Here is a 19,845-nt window from a genome sequence, read left to right on the forward strand (position 1 = left end):
GGCTTTCGACCAGAACGAGGCGATGTCCTGGCGTGGTCCGCGCGCCGGCAGGCATGTGTCGCGGCGCTGGAAAGTAAAGAAAATAGCTGGCGAAGCGTGAAATTGAGGTACGCGGATGGGCGCGCGCGTTGGCAACACGCCGGTACGGCGGGAAGCGCGAGGTCGCAGTCACCTGGATGGCGACTGCGACCGGTTTGTCAGAGATGGCCTTGCGTTAATTCGTCTGCGAGCCGCGGCAGGTTGTAGACCTTGCGCACGGCTTCGACCAATGCGGCAGTATCCACCGCCACGGCACGGTTGTTGCTGCCGTCGTAAATGAAATCTCCACCGAGCGAATGAATGTTGCCGTCGAAGATAAGACCCACGGCGTGACCTTCACGATCAATGACCGGACTACCGGAATTGCCGCCGATGATGTCGTTGTCGGTAACGAAGTCCATGGGCGTGGCAGGATCGAGACTACCCTGCGCCTTGATCCAACTGTCAGGCAACTTGAAGGGATCCGCACCGGTCGCGCGTTTGTAAAGCCCGCCGAAATACGTGAACGGCGGTACCGGCGCGCCATTCTCGTTCCAGCCCACCACTTTGCCGTAGGACAGGCGCAGCGTGAAGGTGGCATCCGGATAGCTCGACATGCCATCGCGATCGAAGCGTGCCTTGGCGATGGTTTCATCCGCCTTATCGGTAGGCGCGGTGACCTCGTCTTCGTATTGCTTGCGGATCGTGCGCGATTCCGGATCGATTTGGCGCGCCAATTGGATCAGCGGATCGTTCGATGCCTCGATGGCTTTCTCGCCCCCGTCCCAAAGCTGCTTGCGCACGGCGGTTTCGCTCAGATGGGTACCGCTGACCAAATGTTGGGCCAGTTCATCCGGCGATTGCTTGCCGAGTACTTCGTGCACGGTGGGATCATCCGCGCCGAGCACTTGACGAAGCTTCTCCAACGACCAGGAGAGCAACGTCTGTTCGTATTGTGGATAGACCGGTACATCCGACTCCACCGCTTGCTGCACGGCAGGAAGATTGGCCTGGCGGTAATCCGGCAGGCGTTCGCCATCGGGCTTGTTACGCTCGGCCGCCGCACGCACCAGCGTGCGCGCGTAGCCGAAGAGCTGACCGAAGCGATCGGCGAAGCCATCGCCACCTTCGAGCATGTCATAGCGTGCTCGCAGATCCTTGCTGCGCTCCTGTGCACGCGCCAGATCCGCCCAGGGATCGCCATATTTTGCACGCCGCTCGGGCGTGGCCGCCATCCACTCACGCAGCGCGGCATCCTGCTTTTGCTTTTGTTCTACGACATTCTCATCGGCCAACGTCTGCAGCCAACCGTTGAACACCTTGATGGTATTTTCCAAGCCGAAGCGTAGATCCTGTGCTTCTTTCGTCTGTTGGGCGCCGGCGCGGCCGTATTGCCATAGCACGCCGCGCAGTTCCGTCAGAAAACCGAAGAACGGCACCAGACGATAGTCACGCATGGCAGCCAACTGAATCCATGGAACGCCTCGCTGAGTCTGGCCGGGATTGCCAACCACGAACGTGAGCTCGCCCGCCTTGGGCCCTTGCATGGAGAATTTGAAGAACTGCGGCGTGCTTGCCGGCTTGTCATCGACATACGCGCGGAAGAACGCGACATCCAGATCGTAGCGCGGGAAATTGAAGTTATCCGGATCGCCGCCGAAGAACGCAATGCTTTGCTCAGGCGCAAAGACCAGACGCACGTCCTGATAGCGGCGGTATTTGTACAGCGCATAGCGGCCGCCGTTGTACAGCGTAATCACATCGCAGCGCCAGGTTTTGGCATCGCCGTTGACGCAGGTCTGTTCCAGCTTGCTGTCGATAGCGCGCTCGGCCTTCACGCGGTCCGCACCGGTCTTGCCTGCGGTCGCTGCGTTTACTTGCGCAGTGACATCGGTAATCGACTGGAGTTGATTGAGTTCGACATCGGGACACTTTGGTTCGTCTTCCTGCTTGAGCGCGACATAACCATTGGACATGTAATCTTCATGACCCTTGGAAAGCTGCGAAAGGCAGGCATTGGCGCAATGGTGATTGGTCATCACCAGTCCGTTGGCCGATACGAACGAGCCCGAACATCCTTCGGCCAGGCGCAGCGCCGCGTGTTGCACCAGGTCGATCCACTGCGGGCTAGGCGTAAAGCCGTAGCGCTGTTGCATCTGCTTCACCGGCAAGTGGTCCAACGTCCACATGCCTTCGTCTGCCATGGCCGCGCCTGCGGCGGTGAAGAACAAACCGGTCAATGCCATCACGAACATTCGCTTCATGGTCATTCCCCAAGGGGGCGCAGCGCGCCGGATAAACCGAGTATGGGCGGCCTGTTACACCATAACAACATGACGGTTGGCACGGCTTTCTGATGGCACCTTCCCGCCATCGGAAGAGCCCAAATCAAGGTGCCTGGGTTGGCACGATGACCACCTCTAGCGCAACCTGCTCGGATGATGCGACCTGATCGATGGCGTAGCCTGCATCGGCCCATGCATCCAGCCCACCCAGCAGAGGACGCACCTTGCGGTATCCCTGCATCAGCAGTCCCTTCGCCGCCTTCGCCGCAGAGACTTCGTTCGGGCAACTGCAGTAAATCACCACTTCCTGATCGATGGGGACATGGTTGAGTTCCTGGTCGATGCCGCGCAGGTCTGCCATGAGCGCGCCGGGAATGATGCGCCCATCGACCAGACGCGCCGCCTGCGAGCGCACATCCACGAGGATGGGCGCTCTGCCCTCCTCGATCAATTGATGCAGCTCGTCCACCGTGATGCGCGCCAGCCGCAGTGACAACAACAGCCGCTTGCGCTGCCACCACTTCACCAGGATGTAGGCGATCAGCAACGCCGCCAGGCATTCCACGGTAATCGTGCCAGCGCTGGCCAGCACGAACAGCACGCGATCGATTTGCTGGGAAAAGGCATACCCCAGGCCCACGACCAAGCCGATCCAGATCAGCGAACCGAGACCATCGAGCAGCACGAATACCTGCGGCCTGAGCTTCATCGCACCCATCAGCGGCGGCGCAATGGTGGAAAGACCGGGCACGAATTTGGCAATGAGCAGAATCTGCCCACGCCAGCGCTGGAAACGCAGTTCCGATTGCTTGACACAGGAGTCGGGTGAAAGCGAAATGCGGCAAAGCGTACGCATTACCACGGCACCGTACTGGCGACCTGCCCAGTACCAGGCGAAATCGCTGATGAGACAAGCGGCCAACGCCACCGCGATCACTGCAGCCAGCGGCAGTTTGCCGACGGAAGCGAGTGCCCCTGCAACAACTAGGGTCGGCACGGCCGGCAAAGGCACACCCGCCTGCTCCACCAGGACGTTGATGAAGACGAGCAGCAGGCCGTATTCGGCAATCAGCGCGACGATCGCATGCGTCACGGACAAACCTCGATCGGGACGGCTGCATCCTTGGGGCTAACGGCTCCGATTGCAAGCTTGCACAGGGGGCGTTGCGGCCAAAAAGCCGCCTCGCCCCGTGCAAAACCGTATGCGCAGAACGATCAGGCGCTGCTGACGCCCGGCTGCACATCCGTGGTCAAACTGGGCTTGGCCACGTCCTCGCCCAGCAGGTGACGAAAGATCAGGCCGCCCGCTGCACCGCCGATCAGCGGTACCACCCAGAACATCCACAATTGCTGCAATGCCCAGGTACCCTGGAACAACGCCACACCGGTGCTGCGCGCCGGATTGACCGAGGTGTTATCGACCGGAATGCTGATGAGGTGGATCAGCGTGAGCGCCAAACCAATGGCCAGCGGGCCAAACCCGGCAGGTGCACGCCGATCGGTGGCGCCATGAATCACCATGACGAACATCGCGGAAAGCACGAACTCGCTCACGATACAGGCCCGCAGCGAATAGCCGCCCGGCGAATGCTCGCCGTAGCCGTTGGAGGCAAAGCCGCTGGTGGTCGCATCAAAGCCCGGTTTGCCGCTGGCGATCACGTAGATAACCGCGGCTGCCACAATCGCCCCGATCACTTGCGCAACGATGTATGGGATGACGTCCTTGCCGCTGAAGCGCCCACCCGCAAAGAGCCCCACGGTGACCGCCGGATTGAAATGCGCGCCGGAAATCCCTGCACATGCGTATGCCATGGTGACAACGGTAAGCCCGAATGCCAGCGCCACGCCTACAAAGCCGATGCCAAGTCCCGGAAACGCCGCCGCCAACACGGCACTGCCGCATCCACCGAGTACCAGCCAGAACGTTCCGAAAAATTCTGCACAAAGTCGTTTGAACATAATCGTCTCCAATCAATGAAATGATTAGCGAAACCGCTACGTCTTTCTTTCTTGCGACGCCTTACGTCCCCTTGCGCCATGGAGCACGTGCCTGCGAGCCATGGCTAAGCGGGTAATACCACGCCTTTTGCCCTGAAGAAAGTGTTTGCTCGCAGTACTGCGGTGCGGCTTTTATCCGTGCGCTTTACCACCGGCCAAGCAACGCAGGGAGGGAACGGAAAAGCGGTGCAGCATGAGAAAGCCGTAACCAGCGCCTTGCGCGGCAGATTAGCCAGGGGCCTTATCGAAAGCTGTCAGCGGATCGATGGCCTGAGTGTCATCGATACACGCACGAGCCATGGCTCGGCTTGCGTTGCCAAATGGAACGCGTCAGTACAGGCAGACATAAAAACGGGATGCGCCGCCTCGCGGTGACGCATCCCGTATGGTTTGCAAGGCCGATACGTACGTATCGGCCTTAGGCGAGGATCAAACCGCCGCGTCCTTGAGCTTCTTCAGCGGACGGATCTTGACCTTCACGGTGGCGGGCTTAGCAGCGAACCACTGCTCTTCCTTCGTGAAGGGGTTGATGCCCTTGCGCTTCGGCTTGGCCGGCACATTGACAGCGGTGATCTTCAGCAGACCAGGCAGGGTGAACGTGCCGGCGCCCTTCTTATGTACCGAGGCATGCACCACGCCTTCCAGTGCGGACAAAACACCACGCACATCCTTGGATGCAAGACCCGTGGTTTCCGCCAGGTGCGCAACCAGACCGGACTTGCTCAGTGCTTCCTTGATCGGCTTCGGAGCTGCGGCGGCTTTGGAAGCCGTCTTGCCTTTTGCTGCCTTCGTCTTTGCCATGGACTACCCCATCGTTCTATGGATTGTTGAAATACGCCTTTCGGCGAGCGAAATGTAGGGGAAATTTGCGCGTTCGCCAACTAGCAAACGCAAAAAAAGCCCGTAAAGTTGCATTCAGGCCTGCCTTCAACCTAAAAAGGGCTATGGAAGCAAGCTTTTTGCCAACATGAAAAGGGCTGTCAGCGCGATCACGGTGGCAAACAGCACACTGAGCGCACCACGCACGCCAGATAGCTTGCGAGCACCCCATGCTCCCAGCCAGCCTCCTGCGATCCCACCTGCAACGAACTCCCACGCGATCGGCCACACCACCCATCCCGACACGGCATAGTTGAGAGCCGCGGTAAAACCGAAGGCCCCCACGCAGAACAAAGATGTGCCAACCGCCTCGACGATGGCCATGCCGCTCGCAAAGACCAGGCCGGGCACGATCAAAAAACCGCCCCCAATACCGAAGAATCCCGCAAGGCCGCCCGCACCCAGCCCTACCACGCTCAGGCGAGGAAAGGTGCCCTTGCGCGGGTAACCCGTACCGTCATGGCGATGCCTTCCGCGCACCATCCATGCAGCGATCAGCAGCATCAGCAATGCAAACAGCACCAGCAAGTGGCGGCCATCGATCATCTTGCCCAAACTCGACCCAAGGTACGCACCGACCACGCCAGCCGCAGCAAAGGTAACAGCGACCGACCAACGCACATGCCCTGCCCTGGCATGGGGGATCAGATTGGCGACGGCATTGACTGCCACCGCCAGGGCACTGGTGCCAATGGCTTGGTGCGGATCGTGCAGACCAACGACATACAGCAGCAAGGGCACGGCAAGAATCGAACCGCCACCGCCAGTCAGCGCAAGCGAAAATCCAACGAGTGAACCGCACAGCACAGTCACTACATCGTGCAAGGAAAACAAACGAGCACCTCGCAAAGCCTTCGGATCGCGCCCATTAAACCCTAATCCCTGGCATCGCATCCTATCTCGGACCATAACGCTGAGGCGGAACCGATGAAATCGCTGTCCACGCGCTTTTTTCTGCTGATCACCATGCTGGCCTGCATGCAGGCAAACGCCGTTCCGGCGATGGGATGGGCGGATATGTCCTGGAATGAAGGGGCAGCCGATTGCGCAACATCGACGCAACCGCCGCTGGAGGTACACCGCTACGACGCGCGCACCTATATCTTGCGCGAAAATCCCTGCGCAACATTCGAAGCGCCCTTCATGTACCTGCTGATAGGGTCCAAGCGCGCGTTGCTGATCGACACGGGCGATGTCGCGGACCCGAAAAAAGTGCCGCTTGCGCAAACCGTGATACATCTTTTGCCGACCAACGGCAGCTCGACCTTGCCGCTGCTGGTGCTGCATACCCACGGCCATCTGGATCACCGCCGCGGCGACGGGCAATTTAAGTCATTGCCCAACGTGCAGGTGGTACCGACGGATCTCGCGCACGTCAAAGCATTCTTCGGTTTCGCCGACTGGCCCAACGGAATCGCGCATATCGAACTTGGCGACAGAACCGTGGATGTACTCCCCACCCCGGGCCACTATCCGTCGCATATTTCCTTCTACGATCGCAACACGGGCTTGTTCTTTTCCGGCGATTTCCTGATGCCGGGGCGACTCATCATCGACAATACAGCCGCTGATCTGGCCAGCGCACAACGCGTCGCAGATTTTGTAAAGAATCGCCCGGTTAGCGCTGTGCTGGGCGGTCACATCGAACTGGACGCACAGGGTAACACTTTCGATTTCGGCTCAACGTATCACCCCAACGAGCACGTATTGCCGTTGAGTAAGGACGATTTGCTGGCGTTCCCGGCGCGCGTGGCCAAGTTCAATGGCTTTTACACGCAAGACGGTATGTTCGTGATGTTCAATCAATTTCGCGTGCTGGGTGCCGAGCTTGGCATTGTTGTATTGGTATTGGCCGCGATCGTCGCAGCGATCTGGTGCTTTTGGCGGCGCAGAAAACGGCGGCGCAACCACGAAGCACATTGAGCGGCATGCAGAGACCGCTACTGCACGACGTTGGCCTGGCTATAGCCCATATACAAGCCGATTTTGTCGCCCGGCTTCAAGTTGAGCATCGAGGCCGGAGGAAAATGCACCCGCAACGCCATGCCTTGGGCAACGACATCCACGACGCCCGTCCTGGGGTCGGCATCGGTTACCGTTGCGGGCAGTGCATGCATGCCATGCATGTTGACCATTGCCTGCGTTCGTGGTGCATGAGGCATGTGCACGTCTGCCGCCTGACCTGCACTCGGAAGGGACCCAGGAGGCGTCTGATCCTGCGCCAAAGCCACAAACGTGGCCCCAAGGCTTAACGTGCCCAGCACGCATAAAAAACGACCCACCAAGCTTTCGCGCATGGCCGCCTCCTCATAACGATTGCATCAACATTATGCGCAGGCCAATGTTCACATGAGTTGAAATCGGGGTAGCCGGCAACAACGCAAACTGCATTCGGTAGGCGGCGGCGCTTTGTCTCAGCAACTGGATGAGAAACGCTCCAGCAATGCGCGCATGGATGATTCGAGCTGATCCAGACGATCCGACGCAGCCTCGATACCATCCTCCTCGACCTGCTTTTCCAGAGCGGAGCAAAGTTCGGCCAACACCTTTTCGCCCATCATCATCAGCGCCCCTTTCATGGAATGCAGGCGGGAAAGCAAACCTTCCGTATCCATAGCGCGCCGCGCCTGCAGAACCACATCCAGATCTCGCGTGCCGGATTCGACGAATACACGCCGCACCTTTTCGGGATATTTATTGACCCAGGCGGGTCCGGCCGCACGCGTTCGCTCTATCGGCCCAAGGTGCTGTAAGAGCGCTGCTTTGAGTTTCTCCAGCGACAGTGGCTTGAGTAATAGATCAGTAATGCCCGCCTGCTTGCAGCGCACCTTCTCGCTGGCGAGTGCCGAGGCGGTTACAGCGAGGATGGGTTTCGTTACACCACGCGCGCGTAATGCCTCCGCCAACTCGTAGCCACTCATGGTGGGCATATTGATATCAGTAAGCACGGCGATGTATTGCTCCTCTTGCCACAGGCGCAACGCCGCCTCTCCGTCCTCGGCGGTATCAGCGCCATAGCCCAATATCTCGAGTTGCTGTTGAATCAGCTCGCGGTTGACGGGGTTGTCGTCTACAAGCAAAACCCTGCCACGGGAGTCTTTATGGCCAGGATCTGGAAGTGTCTGCCCGACACCCTCCGCACGAGCGCCCTCGCCTCGGAAACGGTGACGAAGTGCCGATTGCAAGGCAGCGCTGGAATAACACGAAATGGCCGTTGTGCCATCGCGCTGCTCGGGCAGCAGTGGACCATCGGTCGTTGCGCGTATGACATATCCCGCATCCGCGCGCAACGTCGACTCGGCAGCACTTTCCCACGCGCGCTCTGCCCCAAATATCACCAACGCGTCAGCCCGTTCGATGGTATCGATGTCCAGCTCGGATGGTTGCGATGCGACGGTTACGTCCGCGCCCCACGCGCAGAGCAGCGCCGCGATCTCCATGCGCCATTCGGCCACGGCCGAAAGGAGCACGAACTTCTGTGCGACGAATGGCAGCGGCTCATTCCCTGGCGTCTTCGTACTCAGCGCCACCGGCAGGTCGAAGGCGAAGACACTGCCTACGCCGGGTGTGCTGCGCGCTTCCATCCTCCCTCCCATCAACTCAGCGAGTTGATGACAGAGCGTCAAGCCTAGACCACTGCCACCAAAGCGTCGGGCGATGCTTGCATCGGCCTGTGAAAACGGCTGAAACACTTGCCGCAATTGCGATTCCGACATCCCTATACCCGAATCGATCACTTCGAAGCGAAGCCACGCCGCCTCGGCTTCCGATGCGGGTGCGCTACTTACGCGCAACACGATGCGGCCCGATTCGGTGAACTTCACCGCATTGCTGACCAGATTGTTGAGCACCTGTCGAATACGGTGTGCATCGGCCACGTACTCGCGTGCCAAAGCTTGCTCGATACTGAAATACAGCTTCAATCCCTTGCGTTGCGCTGTAGGTGCATAAAGCAGCACCGTCTGCTCGATGAGGGACCTTAAATCGAAACTGATCGGGTCGATATCGAGTTGACCGGATTCGATTCGCGAAAAGTCGAGCACATCGCTAATGATCGCCAACAACGTATCGGCAGACAGTCGGATGCGGTCCAGGCGTTCCCGTTGCGAAGGTTCCAGTTTCGAATGACCCAGCAATTCCAGATGGCCCAGGATGCCATTGAGCGGCGTGCGAATTTCGTGGCTCATGGTCGCCACGAACGTGGATTTGGCCCGGCTGGCTGATTCAGCAGCAAGCTTGGCTTGTTCTGAATCGTAACGGGCGCGACGCAGGTTTTCCTCGATTTCTACGCGTGCGGTCAGATCGCGCAGCACGCAGAAAAGCGCATCGCGGTCCAGGTAAATGATCGGCTTTGCTGCTACCAGCAGATGCGTTACCGCACCTTCATTCGCATCGGCTGCGGTGATTGCAAACTCTCGCGCATCCGGCAAGCCCTGCATGGTGGAGCCTGCTTGGGTGTAGCTCTCCAACAACCGACGATAGAACGCGCCCACATCCGAGTCACTGTCCGCGTAGCGGCGCACCAAATCGTTCTGCAGCAACGGCATCGCATTGCTTCGTTCGATGACGCAAAGCCCGACCGGCGAGGTTTCAATCATGGTGCGATTGAGCACTTCGCTATGATAAACGCGCTTTGCGCGTGCCAGCATCGGAGAGAAAACGACCTTGTCCTGACGGATGAGCAACGCCCAGAGGACCGCCAGCAGTACGGCGGTAAGCAGCATTTCTATGAGCATCGGCAAGCTTTGATGCCGCAGTATGTCTAACCACGTATAGGCACGCACCAACGTCCAATTCGTGCCGGCTATGCGTTCGGCCACAAAAAAATGCCTACCCTTTTTGTAGCGCGCCAAGCCTCGATCGGTTTGAAGAGCCATCAAAGGCCGGAATGCCTGGGCGACCCGGTTACTGTCTACGTCGGTAGCCGTTCCGAAGACCACCTGTCCCTGTTCGGTCAGGACCGTCAGCTCATTGGGAGTGACATTGCGCAATTGATTGACGAAGCGCGACACCGGCTCATAGATGACGAAGGCGCCGATAGGTGTGTCGCCATCCATCGGCACGAAGGCTCCGATAACCGCCGGCGCACCCGTGGAAGGATCTTTCCCGATCGAGGACAGTACCTTCGGCAACGCCGAGCCGTAGAAGGGAAGCGTCTTGTTGCCCTTATGCAACTCGCGCAAAGCTTCGATGTCGTCAAAACGGATGTTGGGAGCGGTCAACTTGGAAAACAGCGCCGCTCGGTCTGGCGTTTCTTCGGCGAGCTTCAGATCATTGCTCCCAAGCCGGCTACCGAATGCAAACAGCGTCTCGCTTGGCTCGTAGAAATACCCCATCGTCCCGACTTGCTTGCCGCGTCCGGAAAGGGTGGTGCCCGTGATGATGGATAACTCACGCGCGAGCCCGAGGTACCGTTCGACCTTGTCCTTGGGCCACGCCTGGACACCGCTGCCGAGGACCAGGAATGGCGTAGCCTGCGCGCTGGCCTGAATGATGGCCTGATCATCATGCGCCGTAAATTCGGCAAACGCATCGGCGCCTTGCGCAACGAGCTCCTCGGGCTTGTTGCGCCATGCGTATTCGATCATGTTCAAGGTACGGATGTAGCCGGCATCCCTTTGAATGAAGACAGCATCCAGTGCCAGCTTGGCGTTGCGGAAATCGTCGACCTGGTCTGACCGGTAATTGTTGACATTCAGAATGATGGCCACGCCAAGAATCAGCAGAATGATCAACGACAGCACGACGCCGCCGCCATAAAGCAGCCGCTGCTGATGCCGCTCTAACGAGGCAATGTCTTGCTGGCCTGTAAGAGCGTCGTGATGTACAGGCTCCGGCATCGTCATCTCATCCGGTAAATTTGGAGAGCCGACAAGCTTGACGCGCGACAGAAAAATCCGATGAAGGAGGCGGAAAAATCGACTCCGGTACATTCTAAGCACATGACTCCCTTTCATGACACAAGGCGAAGAGCACGGGGATTGGCTGTAGGGAATCCCCTTTTTAGTGTCAGAAAAGCCCCCGGTGGATGCAGGTTGAGTAAACCGCGAAAGGGGGATCACATGGGCGTGAGAATCGTAGGGACTAACTCACCTGACGAATATCGGACTTATCTTAAAAATGCCGATTGATAGGAACACGAGCTGCCGCCGGCAACTGCATCTGTGGCCGAGCATTAATGCTGATTACAGGTAAATCAATGACTTCTCATGGCATCCACACCATCGACACTGGCTTTGTGCGACCCCAATTCGACGCCGCCTATTTGCTGACCCATGAAGGGCACGGCGCTTTTATCGACTGCGGCACCAACCACTCGGTGCCACGCCTGCTGGAAGCCCTGGCGAACGCCAGGATGGCCACCTCCCAGGTGGACTGGCTGATCCTGACCCATGTTCATCTCGACCATGCAGGTGGTGCGGGCGAGCTCCTGGCGCACTTGCCTAATGCGCGGCTGGTCGTACACCCACGTGGCGCGCGGCACATGGCCGACCCCTCGCAACTGTGGGCCGGCGCGTTGGCGGTGTATGGCGAAGACGTCATGGAAAAAGCGTATGGTCGCCTTCGGCCCGTGCCAGCCGAGCGGATCGTGGAGGCACCGGACGGTCATACCGTCGACCTCCGTGGCCGTCGCCTGCGCTGCCTGGACACGCCGGGTCACGCCAAGCACCACATCGCCATCTACGATGAGCAGGCCAATGTGTGCTTCACGGGCGATACCTTCGGCCTGTCCTATCGCTCATTCGATACCGAGCAAGGCCCTTTCATTCTGCCGACTACCACCCCGGTGCAATTCGATCCCATAGCGCTGCATGCGTCGATCGAGCGGCTGCTTGAACTCAAGCCCGAGGCGATGTACCTCACCCACTTCGGCCGCATTGATCGACCTCAACGGCTCGCCGGCATGCTTCACACATTGATCGATGCCATGGTCGCCCTTGCCCGCAGCCTGAGCGATGTGGCCGATCGGCACGAACAACTCGTACGTGCATTGACCGAGCTCTATGCCAGGCATCTGGCGGAACATGGATGGCAAGGCGACCGTGATGCGCTATGGCACTGGCTCAGCATGGATATCGAGCTCAACGCGCAGGGCCTTGGCGTTTGGCTCGATCGTGACAACCGCTAGAGCCGTTTGATGTAGTAGTGCTGCGTTTTCCGGCGCACGTAACCCAAGTGCTGGTAGAACGGATGGGAATCCTCGCGAGCAATATTGGACCGCACACATAACGTATCGAAACCGCACTCCCGAGCCCACTGTTCAGCATCTACCACCAGCATGCGTCCCACGCCGGTACCGCGAGCGCGTTCATCGACGACGAGGCCTACGATTTCGATTCGCTCGCCCGATTCAAGGGTACGGCGACGTTCTACGGCAACCCAGCCTAGCAATGCCGCGGCGTCTTCAGCCACGCTGATGCGATGGTCCGAATGAGAGATCAGCACGCCCAATCGTCGGTGCATTTCCTCAGTGTTCGTGGCATAACCCAACTGCCCTGCGAGCCGCGCGATCTCGGCAGCGTCATCGAGGCGCGCCACGCGCACAGTCACTGCGCCTGCCATCTCACGCAAGCCTCGCGCCGTTAGGTACGGGACGCTCTATGGTGGTGATCACGACACCTTCGTCGGTATGAAATCCGGTGAGCAGGAATTGTGATCGGAACGGCCCGATCTGCTTTTCAGGAAAATTAATGACGCCCACGATCTGCTTGCCGACTAGCGACTTTGGACTGTATAGCGCTGCAATTTGCGCGCTTGTTTTGCGCTCGCCATAAGGGCCGAAGTCTGCCCACACCTTCCATGCCGGCTTGCGTGCTTCTGGAAACGCTTCCACACGCGTGATCGTACCTGCGACGAGCAATACTTTCTCGAAATCCGCCCAGGTAATTGTTTCAATCGTTGCTGGTTGTGTGTTCATCCTTCCAGACTCGTCTTGAACCAGTCGTTGAATTCTTGCCACCAATAGCTGGCTTGCGCTGCGAGCAAGCCCACGGGTTTGTAAGCACCGGCAAGGCCGTAGCCAGCAAATTGCTTCCAGCCATCGTCGCCTTCGGCGATGGCCGCGGCCAACAGCTCGCCGGCGACACACGTAGGTGCCATGCCATGACCGCCGAATGCCTGCGCCCACCAAAGCCCATCGCTGCTGGTTCCGATCTGCGGCATCTGATGGCGTGCGTAACTCATCAATCCAGACCAGGCGTAATCGATGCGGATCTCGCGCAGAGAAGGAAAAACACGCAGCAAATCGCGCATCAAAACGCGCCGAACAGCCGAGGCGGAACGATTTCGAACGGATATACGTCCACCCCACAACAGCCGATTGTCGGGCAATGGCCGGTAGTAATCGAACGCAAAACGCGTATCGTAAATAGCGGCGCGTGTTTGGAGGCATTGATCAAGTCGCTCGCCAAGCGGCTCCGTTACCATCACATACGTGGCAATCGGCATGACCGCGCGATCAATTTGCCTGCGCAAGCCAGCCAGATAACCACCGCAGGCAAGCACCACATGTTCGGCACGCAGCTCGCCCTGGGGCGTGTGGATGCACCATTGCTGCCCTTCTCGACGAAGACGCCACACATCGCTGCCTTCATGGATGCGCACGCCCTGCGCTTGCGCGGCTGCCGCAAGCCCAATGGCGTAATTCAATGGATGCAAGTGCAGCGCGTTGCGTTCGTAAAGGCCATCATGGTACCGCTCGCTACGAACCCGCTCACGCAATTGCGCCTGCGTCAGCCAATCCCATTGCACACCATAATGCTTGGCGAGCAGTTGCTGGCGTTTGCGCAATACGTTGGGATCGCGGAACCAGTTGGCCCATATCACGCCTTCGTCGACCATGTCGCAAGCAATGTCGTAGTGCGACACGCGCTCACGTATGCGCTGAACGGCTGCAGTGGTGAGGTCGAAGATGTGCCTGGCAGGTGCAGCGCCTAACTGGTGATGCAGCGCCTCCTCACCGAGCGAGTACCCACCGAACACAAAGCCACCGTTGCGGCCGGAGGCACCGAAGCCGATCTGCTCGCGCTCCAACACCACGACATCGCGCACGCCGCGCTCGGCAAGCCCTAACGCCGTATTGAGGCCGGCAAATCCCCCGCCGATGATCGCCACGCGCGCGTCGTGACGCCCCTCAAGCGGCATACACGGCTCATAGGGTATGGCCGTAGCGCGGTAATAGGAAGGAACCGGCGGTTGCTTCATGCCTAATACGTGGACGATCCAGGGCGGTTGGACGGCCGAGGATAGCGCGTACCACGCACGAACGCTTGGATGTAGCAGACCGCACCCCGACTCAGGGGTGCGGGCAAGAGACGCCTATAGCTTGCTGGCGACGTCGCGAACCACTTTGGCCAGCGCGGGATCTTGCATTGCCATATGCATGGTGGCGCGAACCAGGCCGGCCTTATTGCCGCAATCGAAGCGGGTGCCCTCAAAGCGATAGGCAAGCACCTTGCCCTGCTCCATCAGCAACGCCTCGATGGCGTCGGTAAGCTGAATTTCCCCCCCCGCACCCGGCGTGGTTTGTTCGAGCAGTTCGAAGACGCGCGCTGGCAGCACATAGCGCCCGACGACAGCCAGATTGGAGGGAGCGTCCGCCGGCTTGGGTTTTTCCACCATGAAGCGGATGCGCGCACTCCGCTCATCGACGGGTTCAGCGTCGACGATGCCATATTTGTCGGTTTGATCGTGCGGCACTTCCTCCACCGCGATCACGCCAGCATGCTCGGCCTCGGCCAATTCGGCCATCTGGCGCAAGGCGCCTTTGCCGTTATTCCAGATCAGGTCATCGGGCAGCACCACGCCAAAAGGCTCATCGCCCACCACTGGCTTGGCGCAAAGGACGGCATGGCCAAGGCCCAATGCCTCAGGCTGAGTCACGAAGATGGCCCGCACATGGCGCGGCAGCGTGCCTTGGACCAGGGCGAGCAGATCGTCCTTGCCTTTCTCCTCCAGCTTGGCTTCCAGCTCATAGGCCTTGTCGAAGTAATCGGCAATGGCGTGTTTGTAGCGGTTAGTGACGAATACGAGCGTATCGGCCCCTGCGTCCACGGCCTCGTCGACCGCATATTGAATCAAGGGCTTGTCCAGAACCGGCAGCATTTCCTTGGCAACTACCTTGGTGGCCGGCAGAAAACGGGTACCAAGACCAGCTACGGGGAACACTACCTTGCGCAATGGCTTACTCACTCACTTCTCTCCAATGTCGTTACGGCGGAGCGGAATCACGTTGCTGGGCTGGGTCACGTCGCTCCAGCTGAAGGACGGGAGCAGACTGGATACACATTGACGCAGCCCATCCTCGTCGAAATTGCCCGCCGCTTCGGCGACCTTGGCCATCTGCGCCTGCAGCAATTCCCACGGCATCGGTCGATGCTGTGCAAGAAATATCTTGTTGTGTGTCGTGGCGCTGTAGTTTTCCAGTGGATGGAACAATTCCTCGAACAACTTCTCGCCTGAGCGCAGGCCGGTATACACGATGGGTATCTCGGTGCCGGGCTTCTTGCCGGCAAGCCGGATCATTTGTTCGGCCAGATCGCGAATTTTTACGGGCTCACCCATGTCCAGGGCGAAAATTTCCCCACCGTGGCCAAGCGCGGCCGCCTGCAAGATGAGCTGGGTGGCCTCTGGAATGGTCATGAAGTAACGCGAGATTTCAGGATGCGTCACGGTCAGCGGACCTCCCGCCTGAATCTGCTGACGGAACAACGGCACCACGGAACCGGCCGAATCCAGCACGTTGCCAAATCGCACCGTGATGAAGTGCGTGCTCGAATGCGCGTTGAGATTCTGGCACCAGATTTCCGCAATGCGCTTGCATGCACCCATCACGCTGGTGGGGTTGACGGCCTTGTCAGTGGAAATGAGTACGAAGCATTCCACACCGACTTCGTTGGAAATATCCGCCACGGTGCGCGTAGCCAACACGTTGTTGCGCACCGCGGTGCGCAACTGTCCTTGCAACAAGGGCACGTGCTTATAGGCCGCCGCGTGGAATACGACTTGCGGCCTGACTTCAGTGAACACGCGGCGCATAGCGACGCGATCACCGCAGTCGGCAAGCACGCTGTTGAGCAACAGCTCCGGATACGTCGCGCGCAATTCCTGCGAGATTTGGTACAGATTGTATTCGCACGACTCGACGATCGTGAGCGCATGCACGCCCAGTCGCGCTACCTGTCTGCACAATTCAGAGCCGATCGAACCGCCGCCGCCGGTAACCAGTACACGGCGCCCAGTGAGTGTTTCGCGGATCTTAGTCCAGTCCAGTTCGATCGCATCGCGACCGAGAAGATCCTCAATGGATACTTCCTTGATCTGATTGAACTGCGCGCGCCCTGCGACCACGTCTTCAAGCTTGGGCACAGTGCGATACGGCAGTCCGGTTCGATCGCATAATTCCACGACCTGCCGCATCTGCCGTGCGGTGGCTCCTGGCAGCGCGATCAGCAGCATCTGCACGGCCGCTTCCTTGGCGACATCCGGAAGTTGCTCCAGCGTACCGAGCACCGGTTTGCCATTGATGCGCGCACCACGCAGTGAGCGTCGATCGTCGACAAAGCCAACGACCATGAAGCGACTATCGCGATGCAGATCGCGCGCCAGTGCCTCGCCCGCGCTATCGGCGCCTACGACCAGCACGCGCTGCGTCTTGGCGTTCATGAAAAGATCGATGCGGCTGTCCTTCCAGAACCGGTAAGCAAGCCGCGGCGCGCCCAGGAATAAGGCGAGCACAAAGGGATAGAGCAGCAGGATCGAACGCGGTACACCATCGAGGCGCCCGTACAGGAACAGAGCCACGCCAATCGCCACCGTGCCGACAATGGCGGCGCGCAGGATATTCCACAGATCAGGCAAGCTGGCGAAACGCCATACGCCCTTGTACAAACCGGTCCATGCGTAGACCAGGCCTTGTACCAGCAGCACAATCGGAAACTCATAGGACTCGAAGCTGATGACCAGCTTCGGATCCAAGGCATAACGCAATTCTTTGGCCACCCACCAGGCGAGCGCCGTGATCAACAGATCGTGTGCGACCACTGCCGCCCGTGGATGTACTGTGCCGACCCATTTACGTATGGTCATAGCGAACCTTGTATCGATCTCGCTCAATCAAGCGGCGCTTGGCCCCAAGCCAGACGGCCGCCGCAACGGCATAAGTGACGATGCAGGCCAGGAGCCCCATCCCTGGTTTTTCGAATGCCCACGCAGCCAGTGGCGCCGCAATCAGCAGATTCCACCCCAGATAACACGCTGCACTCACCGCATGCGTATGGCCCCTGCGCACGATCCATTGATACAGATGTTCGCGATGCGCAGTGTACCAGCGCCGCCCTCCCAGGATACGGACCAGCAGGGTAAGGCTGGCATCCGTCACGAAAGCTGAACTGAGGATCAGGGCCGGCCATACCAGCGGCCAGTCCAGGCGCCACAGCATCGCGGTAAGCGCAAAAAGCAGTAGACCGATGCTGCCACTGCCCACATCGCCCATGAAAATGCGGGCCGGCGAGCGGTTGTAGCACCAAAAGCCCAGGCATGCGGCCGCCACGCACGCGGACGCAGCGGCGAAGGCCGGCTGGCCGGCTGCCCATCCAAGCACGGCAACGCCGCAGGCGACGAAAAGACCCTGCTGCGCGAGCAAGCCGTCGATGCCATCCATGAAATTGTGCAAGTTGACGCTCCACGCTCCGCCCACTATCCACAGCGGCAGCCAAAGCCAACTCATACCGCCGTAGAACAACGCCAGAGCAAATAAGGCGACTGCCAGTATTTGCACTCCCAAGCGTGGAAGCACCGGCAAGGAATTGTGATCGTCCCACCAGCCGATCAAAGCAATCATCGCCACCGCGATAAGCAGCGTGATCACGGTGTGAAGCGGCCATATCGACGGTGCCTTAAGCAGACATATGGGCATGGTCAGCAACACGGCCACAACGATGCCGATTCCGCCACCGCGTGGGGTCGCAATCGTGTGCGAGCGCCGCTGACCTGGTTGATCGAGCATGCCACGGCGATGTGCATAGGCGATGGCCGCGCGCACAACTCCCAGCGCAATCACAAAAGCACAGAGCACGGTACAGGTGATCAAGGCGAGATGAGCCACGACCACCTCACTCATTGGCCACCCCATGAATCGGCCTGATCGTGCTCCAACCCTTACAGCTCGGGCATTGCCAGTGATGGGCCTTGGTGCCGAAGCCGCAGTGGCTGCAGCGATACATCGCCTGGCCCTCCAGCAATTTGCGGGTGAGATCGCGCAGAATCAGAAAATTTTCCCTCGCCTCACCTTCGATCTTGTCCATGGTGGCATCGATCAAGGCCATCAGCCCACGTACCGAGGGACGCTGGCGCAATTGCGAAGTGAGGAAGTCGATGGCAGGTTTTTCACCGTCGCGCTGTTGGTACAGATGCGTCAACGCGAGCACGGGTGAAACGCCGTGATAGCGGGCGAGAATATCGCGCAGGAAGCGCTCAGCACGCTCCATCTGTCCGGAACGCGCATAACTGTCGAGCAAGGGTGGAAGAATTTCCGGCACAAACGCAATATCCGCTTCTACCGCGCGCTCGTACGCATCGACGGCTTCGGCATGTTGCCCCTCTTCGGCATGCAACCGTCCGATGAGCATGAAAGCGCGCACGCAATCAGGCTGGGACGTAAATGCCTGTTGCAAGTACTCGCGTGCGTCGGCGCGTGCACCATGTTGGCGTGACTGCTCAGCGAGCTCGCAATAGAACTGAGCAATGGTGGTGGCTTCTTCTTCGCCCGTCATCGTTTCCAGGCGCCGGGCATGTTCGATCGCTTTATGCCAGTCGCGCTCGTGCTGATAGATCGCAATGAGATGGCGCAAGGCGGACGGAGCATGCGCATTCATCGCCACCAGATCGGAGAACAAGGCTTCGGCACGGTCGAGCAGACCGGCGCGCATATAGTCCTCGCCGAGCTCGAGCAGCGCCACGGTCTTCATGCCTTCGGAAAGGCCCGGCCTGGACACCAGGTGCTGATGTAGACGGATAGCACGATCCACTTCGCCACGACGCCGAAAAAGGTTGCCTAATGCTAAGTGCGTTTCGACGGTGTCCCGGTTGTATTCGGCCAGTTTAAGGAAGACCTCGATCGCCTTGTCCTGCTCTTCGTTGAGCAGGTAGTTCAGGCCACGGAAATAGTCGGAAGACAATTCACTGACTTGCGCGCCAGAGCGACGCACACCGGCGCGCCGAGCCGTCCACCAGCCGCTTAGGAAAGCCGCCGGTATGAGCAGTGCCAGCAGCGAATAGAAGATGCTCATGGTGCTTTGGGTGCCTTGGCATCGCGCGTTTTTACCGCACGCCGTCGTTCGCGACGATGCCGCGTCGTAACGCCGAGCCATGCCGTGAGGCCGCCAAGGATCCACCCCAGCGCCAGCACGGCCAAGAGAGCGGCGCCCTTCGGTACTTGGATGCGTACGAACGCGAGGTCGTACCCAACGAGGTCCGCATTGAGCGCCCCCAGGATCACTCCCCCGGCGATGAACAGTAGCAATAGCAACAGGACGATCAATCGCATCATGCGACTTTACCTGATTGGCTTAACAGCTCACAGAGGAATGTGAAGGCGGGATTCAGACACATTCGTCATTTTTTTGGACAATAACTCGTTGCCCAAAAAGAAAAGGCAGGATCGGCC

General features: G+C 59.2%; 17 protein-coding genes. 2 read left to right on the plus strand and 15 right to left on the minus strand.

All coding sequences use genetic code 11. The features are described 5' to 3' along the window. Positions 1-197: 197 nt before the first annotated feature. From DWU98_RS17310 to DWU98_RS17330, 5 genes are all read right to left on the minus strand, one after another. Positions 198-2,282, minus strand: coding sequence for a S46 family peptidase (locus DWU98_RS17310; protein ID WP_115496879.1), 2,085 nt, complete (start codon positions 2,280-2,282; stop codon positions 198-200). A 124-nt stretch (positions 2,283-2,406) separates the two neighbouring features. Then, on the minus strand, positions 2,407-3,396 hold the full coding sequence (locus tag DWU98_RS17315; RefSeq protein WP_115496820.1) for a DedA family protein/thiosulfate sulfurtransferase GlpE: 990 nt from the start codon (positions 3,394-3,396) through the stop codon (positions 2,407-2,409). Positions 3,397-3,518: 122 nt separating this feature from the next. After that, positions 3,519-4,262, minus strand: coding sequence for an aquaporin Z (gene aqpZ, locus DWU98_RS17320; RefSeq protein ID WP_115496821.1), 744 nt, complete (start codon positions 4,260-4,262; stop codon positions 3,519-3,521). Between the two features lie 468 nt (positions 4,263-4,730). Further along, on the minus strand, positions 4,731-5,102 hold the full coding sequence (locus DWU98_RS17325) for an HU family DNA-binding protein (RefSeq protein WP_115496822.1): 372 nt from the start codon (positions 5,100-5,102) through the stop codon (positions 4,731-4,733). Positions 5,103-5,243: 141 nt separating this feature from the next. Then, positions 5,244-6,005, minus strand: coding sequence for a sulfite exporter TauE/SafE family protein (locus DWU98_RS17330; protein ID WP_230474909.1), 762 nt, complete (start codon positions 6,003-6,005; stop codon positions 5,244-5,246). 102 nt (positions 6,006-6,107) lie between these two features. Between DWU98_RS17330 and DWU98_RS17335 the strand changes: the two genes are divergently transcribed. Further along, on the plus strand, positions 6,108-7,103 hold the full coding sequence (locus tag DWU98_RS17335; protein WP_115496824.1) for an MBL fold metallo-hydrolase: 996 nt from the start codon (positions 6,108-6,110) through the stop codon (positions 7,101-7,103). A 17-nt stretch (positions 7,104-7,120) separates the two neighbouring features. On the opposite strand, the gene DWU98_RS22310 is transcribed toward DWU98_RS17335, so the two are convergent. Both DWU98_RS22310 and DWU98_RS17345 read right to left on the minus strand, forming a co-directional pair. Next, positions 7,121-7,477 (minus strand): hypothetical protein, encoded by a 357-nt coding sequence (locus tag DWU98_RS22310; protein ID WP_230474905.1) that lies wholly within the window; start codon positions 7,475-7,477, stop codon positions 7,121-7,123. 117 nt (positions 7,478-7,594) lie between these two features. Continuing rightward, a complete protein-coding gene (locus DWU98_RS17345) occupies positions 7,595-11,020 on the minus strand; it encodes a hybrid sensor histidine kinase/response regulator (RefSeq protein ID WP_158545105.1) in 3,426 nt (1,141 codons plus the stop codon). A 359-nt stretch (positions 11,021-11,379) separates the two neighbouring features. Between DWU98_RS17345 and DWU98_RS17350 the strand changes: the two genes are divergently transcribed. Next, on the plus strand, positions 11,380-12,309 hold the full coding sequence (locus DWU98_RS17350; RefSeq protein WP_115496826.1) for an MBL fold metallo-hydrolase: 930 nt from the start codon (positions 11,380-11,382) through the stop codon (positions 12,307-12,309). On the opposite strand, the gene DWU98_RS17355 is transcribed toward DWU98_RS17350, so the two are convergent. From DWU98_RS17355 to DWU98_RS17390, 8 genes are all read right to left on the minus strand, one after another. Beyond that, entirely contained in the window at positions 12,306-12,743 is a 438-nt protein-coding gene (locus DWU98_RS17355; protein ID WP_115496827.1) for a GNAT family N-acetyltransferase, read from the minus strand. The genes DWU98_RS17350 and DWU98_RS17355 overlap by 4 nt on opposite strands. 1 nt (position 12,744) lies before the next feature. Continuing rightward, positions 12,745-13,098: a tRNA-binding protein gene (locus tag DWU98_RS17360; RefSeq protein ID WP_115496828.1), complete on the minus strand. Its 354-nt coding sequence runs from the start codon at positions 13,096-13,098 to the stop codon at positions 12,745-12,747. After that, positions 13,095-14,384 carry an NAD(P)/FAD-dependent oxidoreductase gene (locus DWU98_RS17365; protein WP_115496829.1) on the minus strand — a complete coding sequence of 430 codons (1,290 nt, stop codon included), beginning with the start codon at positions 14,382-14,384 and terminating at the stop codon, positions 13,095-13,097. Before DWU98_RS17365 ends, DWU98_RS17360 begins: the two co-directional genes overlap by 4 nt. Positions 14,385-14,498: 114 nt before the next feature. Continuing rightward, on the minus strand, positions 14,499-15,371 hold the full coding sequence (gene galU / locus DWU98_RS17370) for a UTP--glucose-1-phosphate uridylyltransferase GalU (protein WP_115496830.1): 873 nt from the start codon (positions 15,369-15,371) through the stop codon (positions 14,499-14,501). Further along, positions 15,372-17,267, minus strand: a complete 1,896-nt coding sequence (locus DWU98_RS17375) for a polysaccharide biosynthesis protein (protein ID WP_115496831.1) — start codon at positions 17,265-17,267, stop codon at positions 15,372-15,374. Continuing rightward, complete coding sequence (locus DWU98_RS17380) at positions 17,254-18,300, minus strand: MraY family glycosyltransferase (protein WP_115496832.1); 1,047 nt, start codon at positions 18,298-18,300, stop codon at positions 17,254-17,256. Before DWU98_RS17380 ends, DWU98_RS17375 begins: the two co-directional genes overlap by 14 nt. Further along, positions 18,293-19,468 carry a lipopolysaccharide assembly protein LapB gene (lapB, locus tag DWU98_RS17385; protein ID WP_115496833.1) on the minus strand — a complete coding sequence of 392 codons (1,176 nt, stop codon included), beginning with the start codon at positions 19,466-19,468 and terminating at the stop codon, positions 18,293-18,295. The genes DWU98_RS17380 and lapB overlap by 8 nt, the downstream gene beginning before the upstream one ends. After that, positions 19,465-19,725, minus strand: a complete 261-nt coding sequence (locus DWU98_RS17390) for a DUF1049 domain-containing protein (RefSeq protein ID WP_115496834.1) — start codon at positions 19,723-19,725, stop codon at positions 19,465-19,467. The genes lapB and DWU98_RS17390 overlap by 4 nt, the downstream gene beginning before the upstream one ends. Positions 19,726-19,845: the final 120 nt, after the last annotated feature.

Source organism: Dyella monticola, from assembly GCF_003363155.1.
Lineage (GTDB): Bacteria > Pseudomonadota > Gammaproteobacteria > Xanthomonadales > Rhodanobacteraceae > Dyella_B > Dyella_B monticola.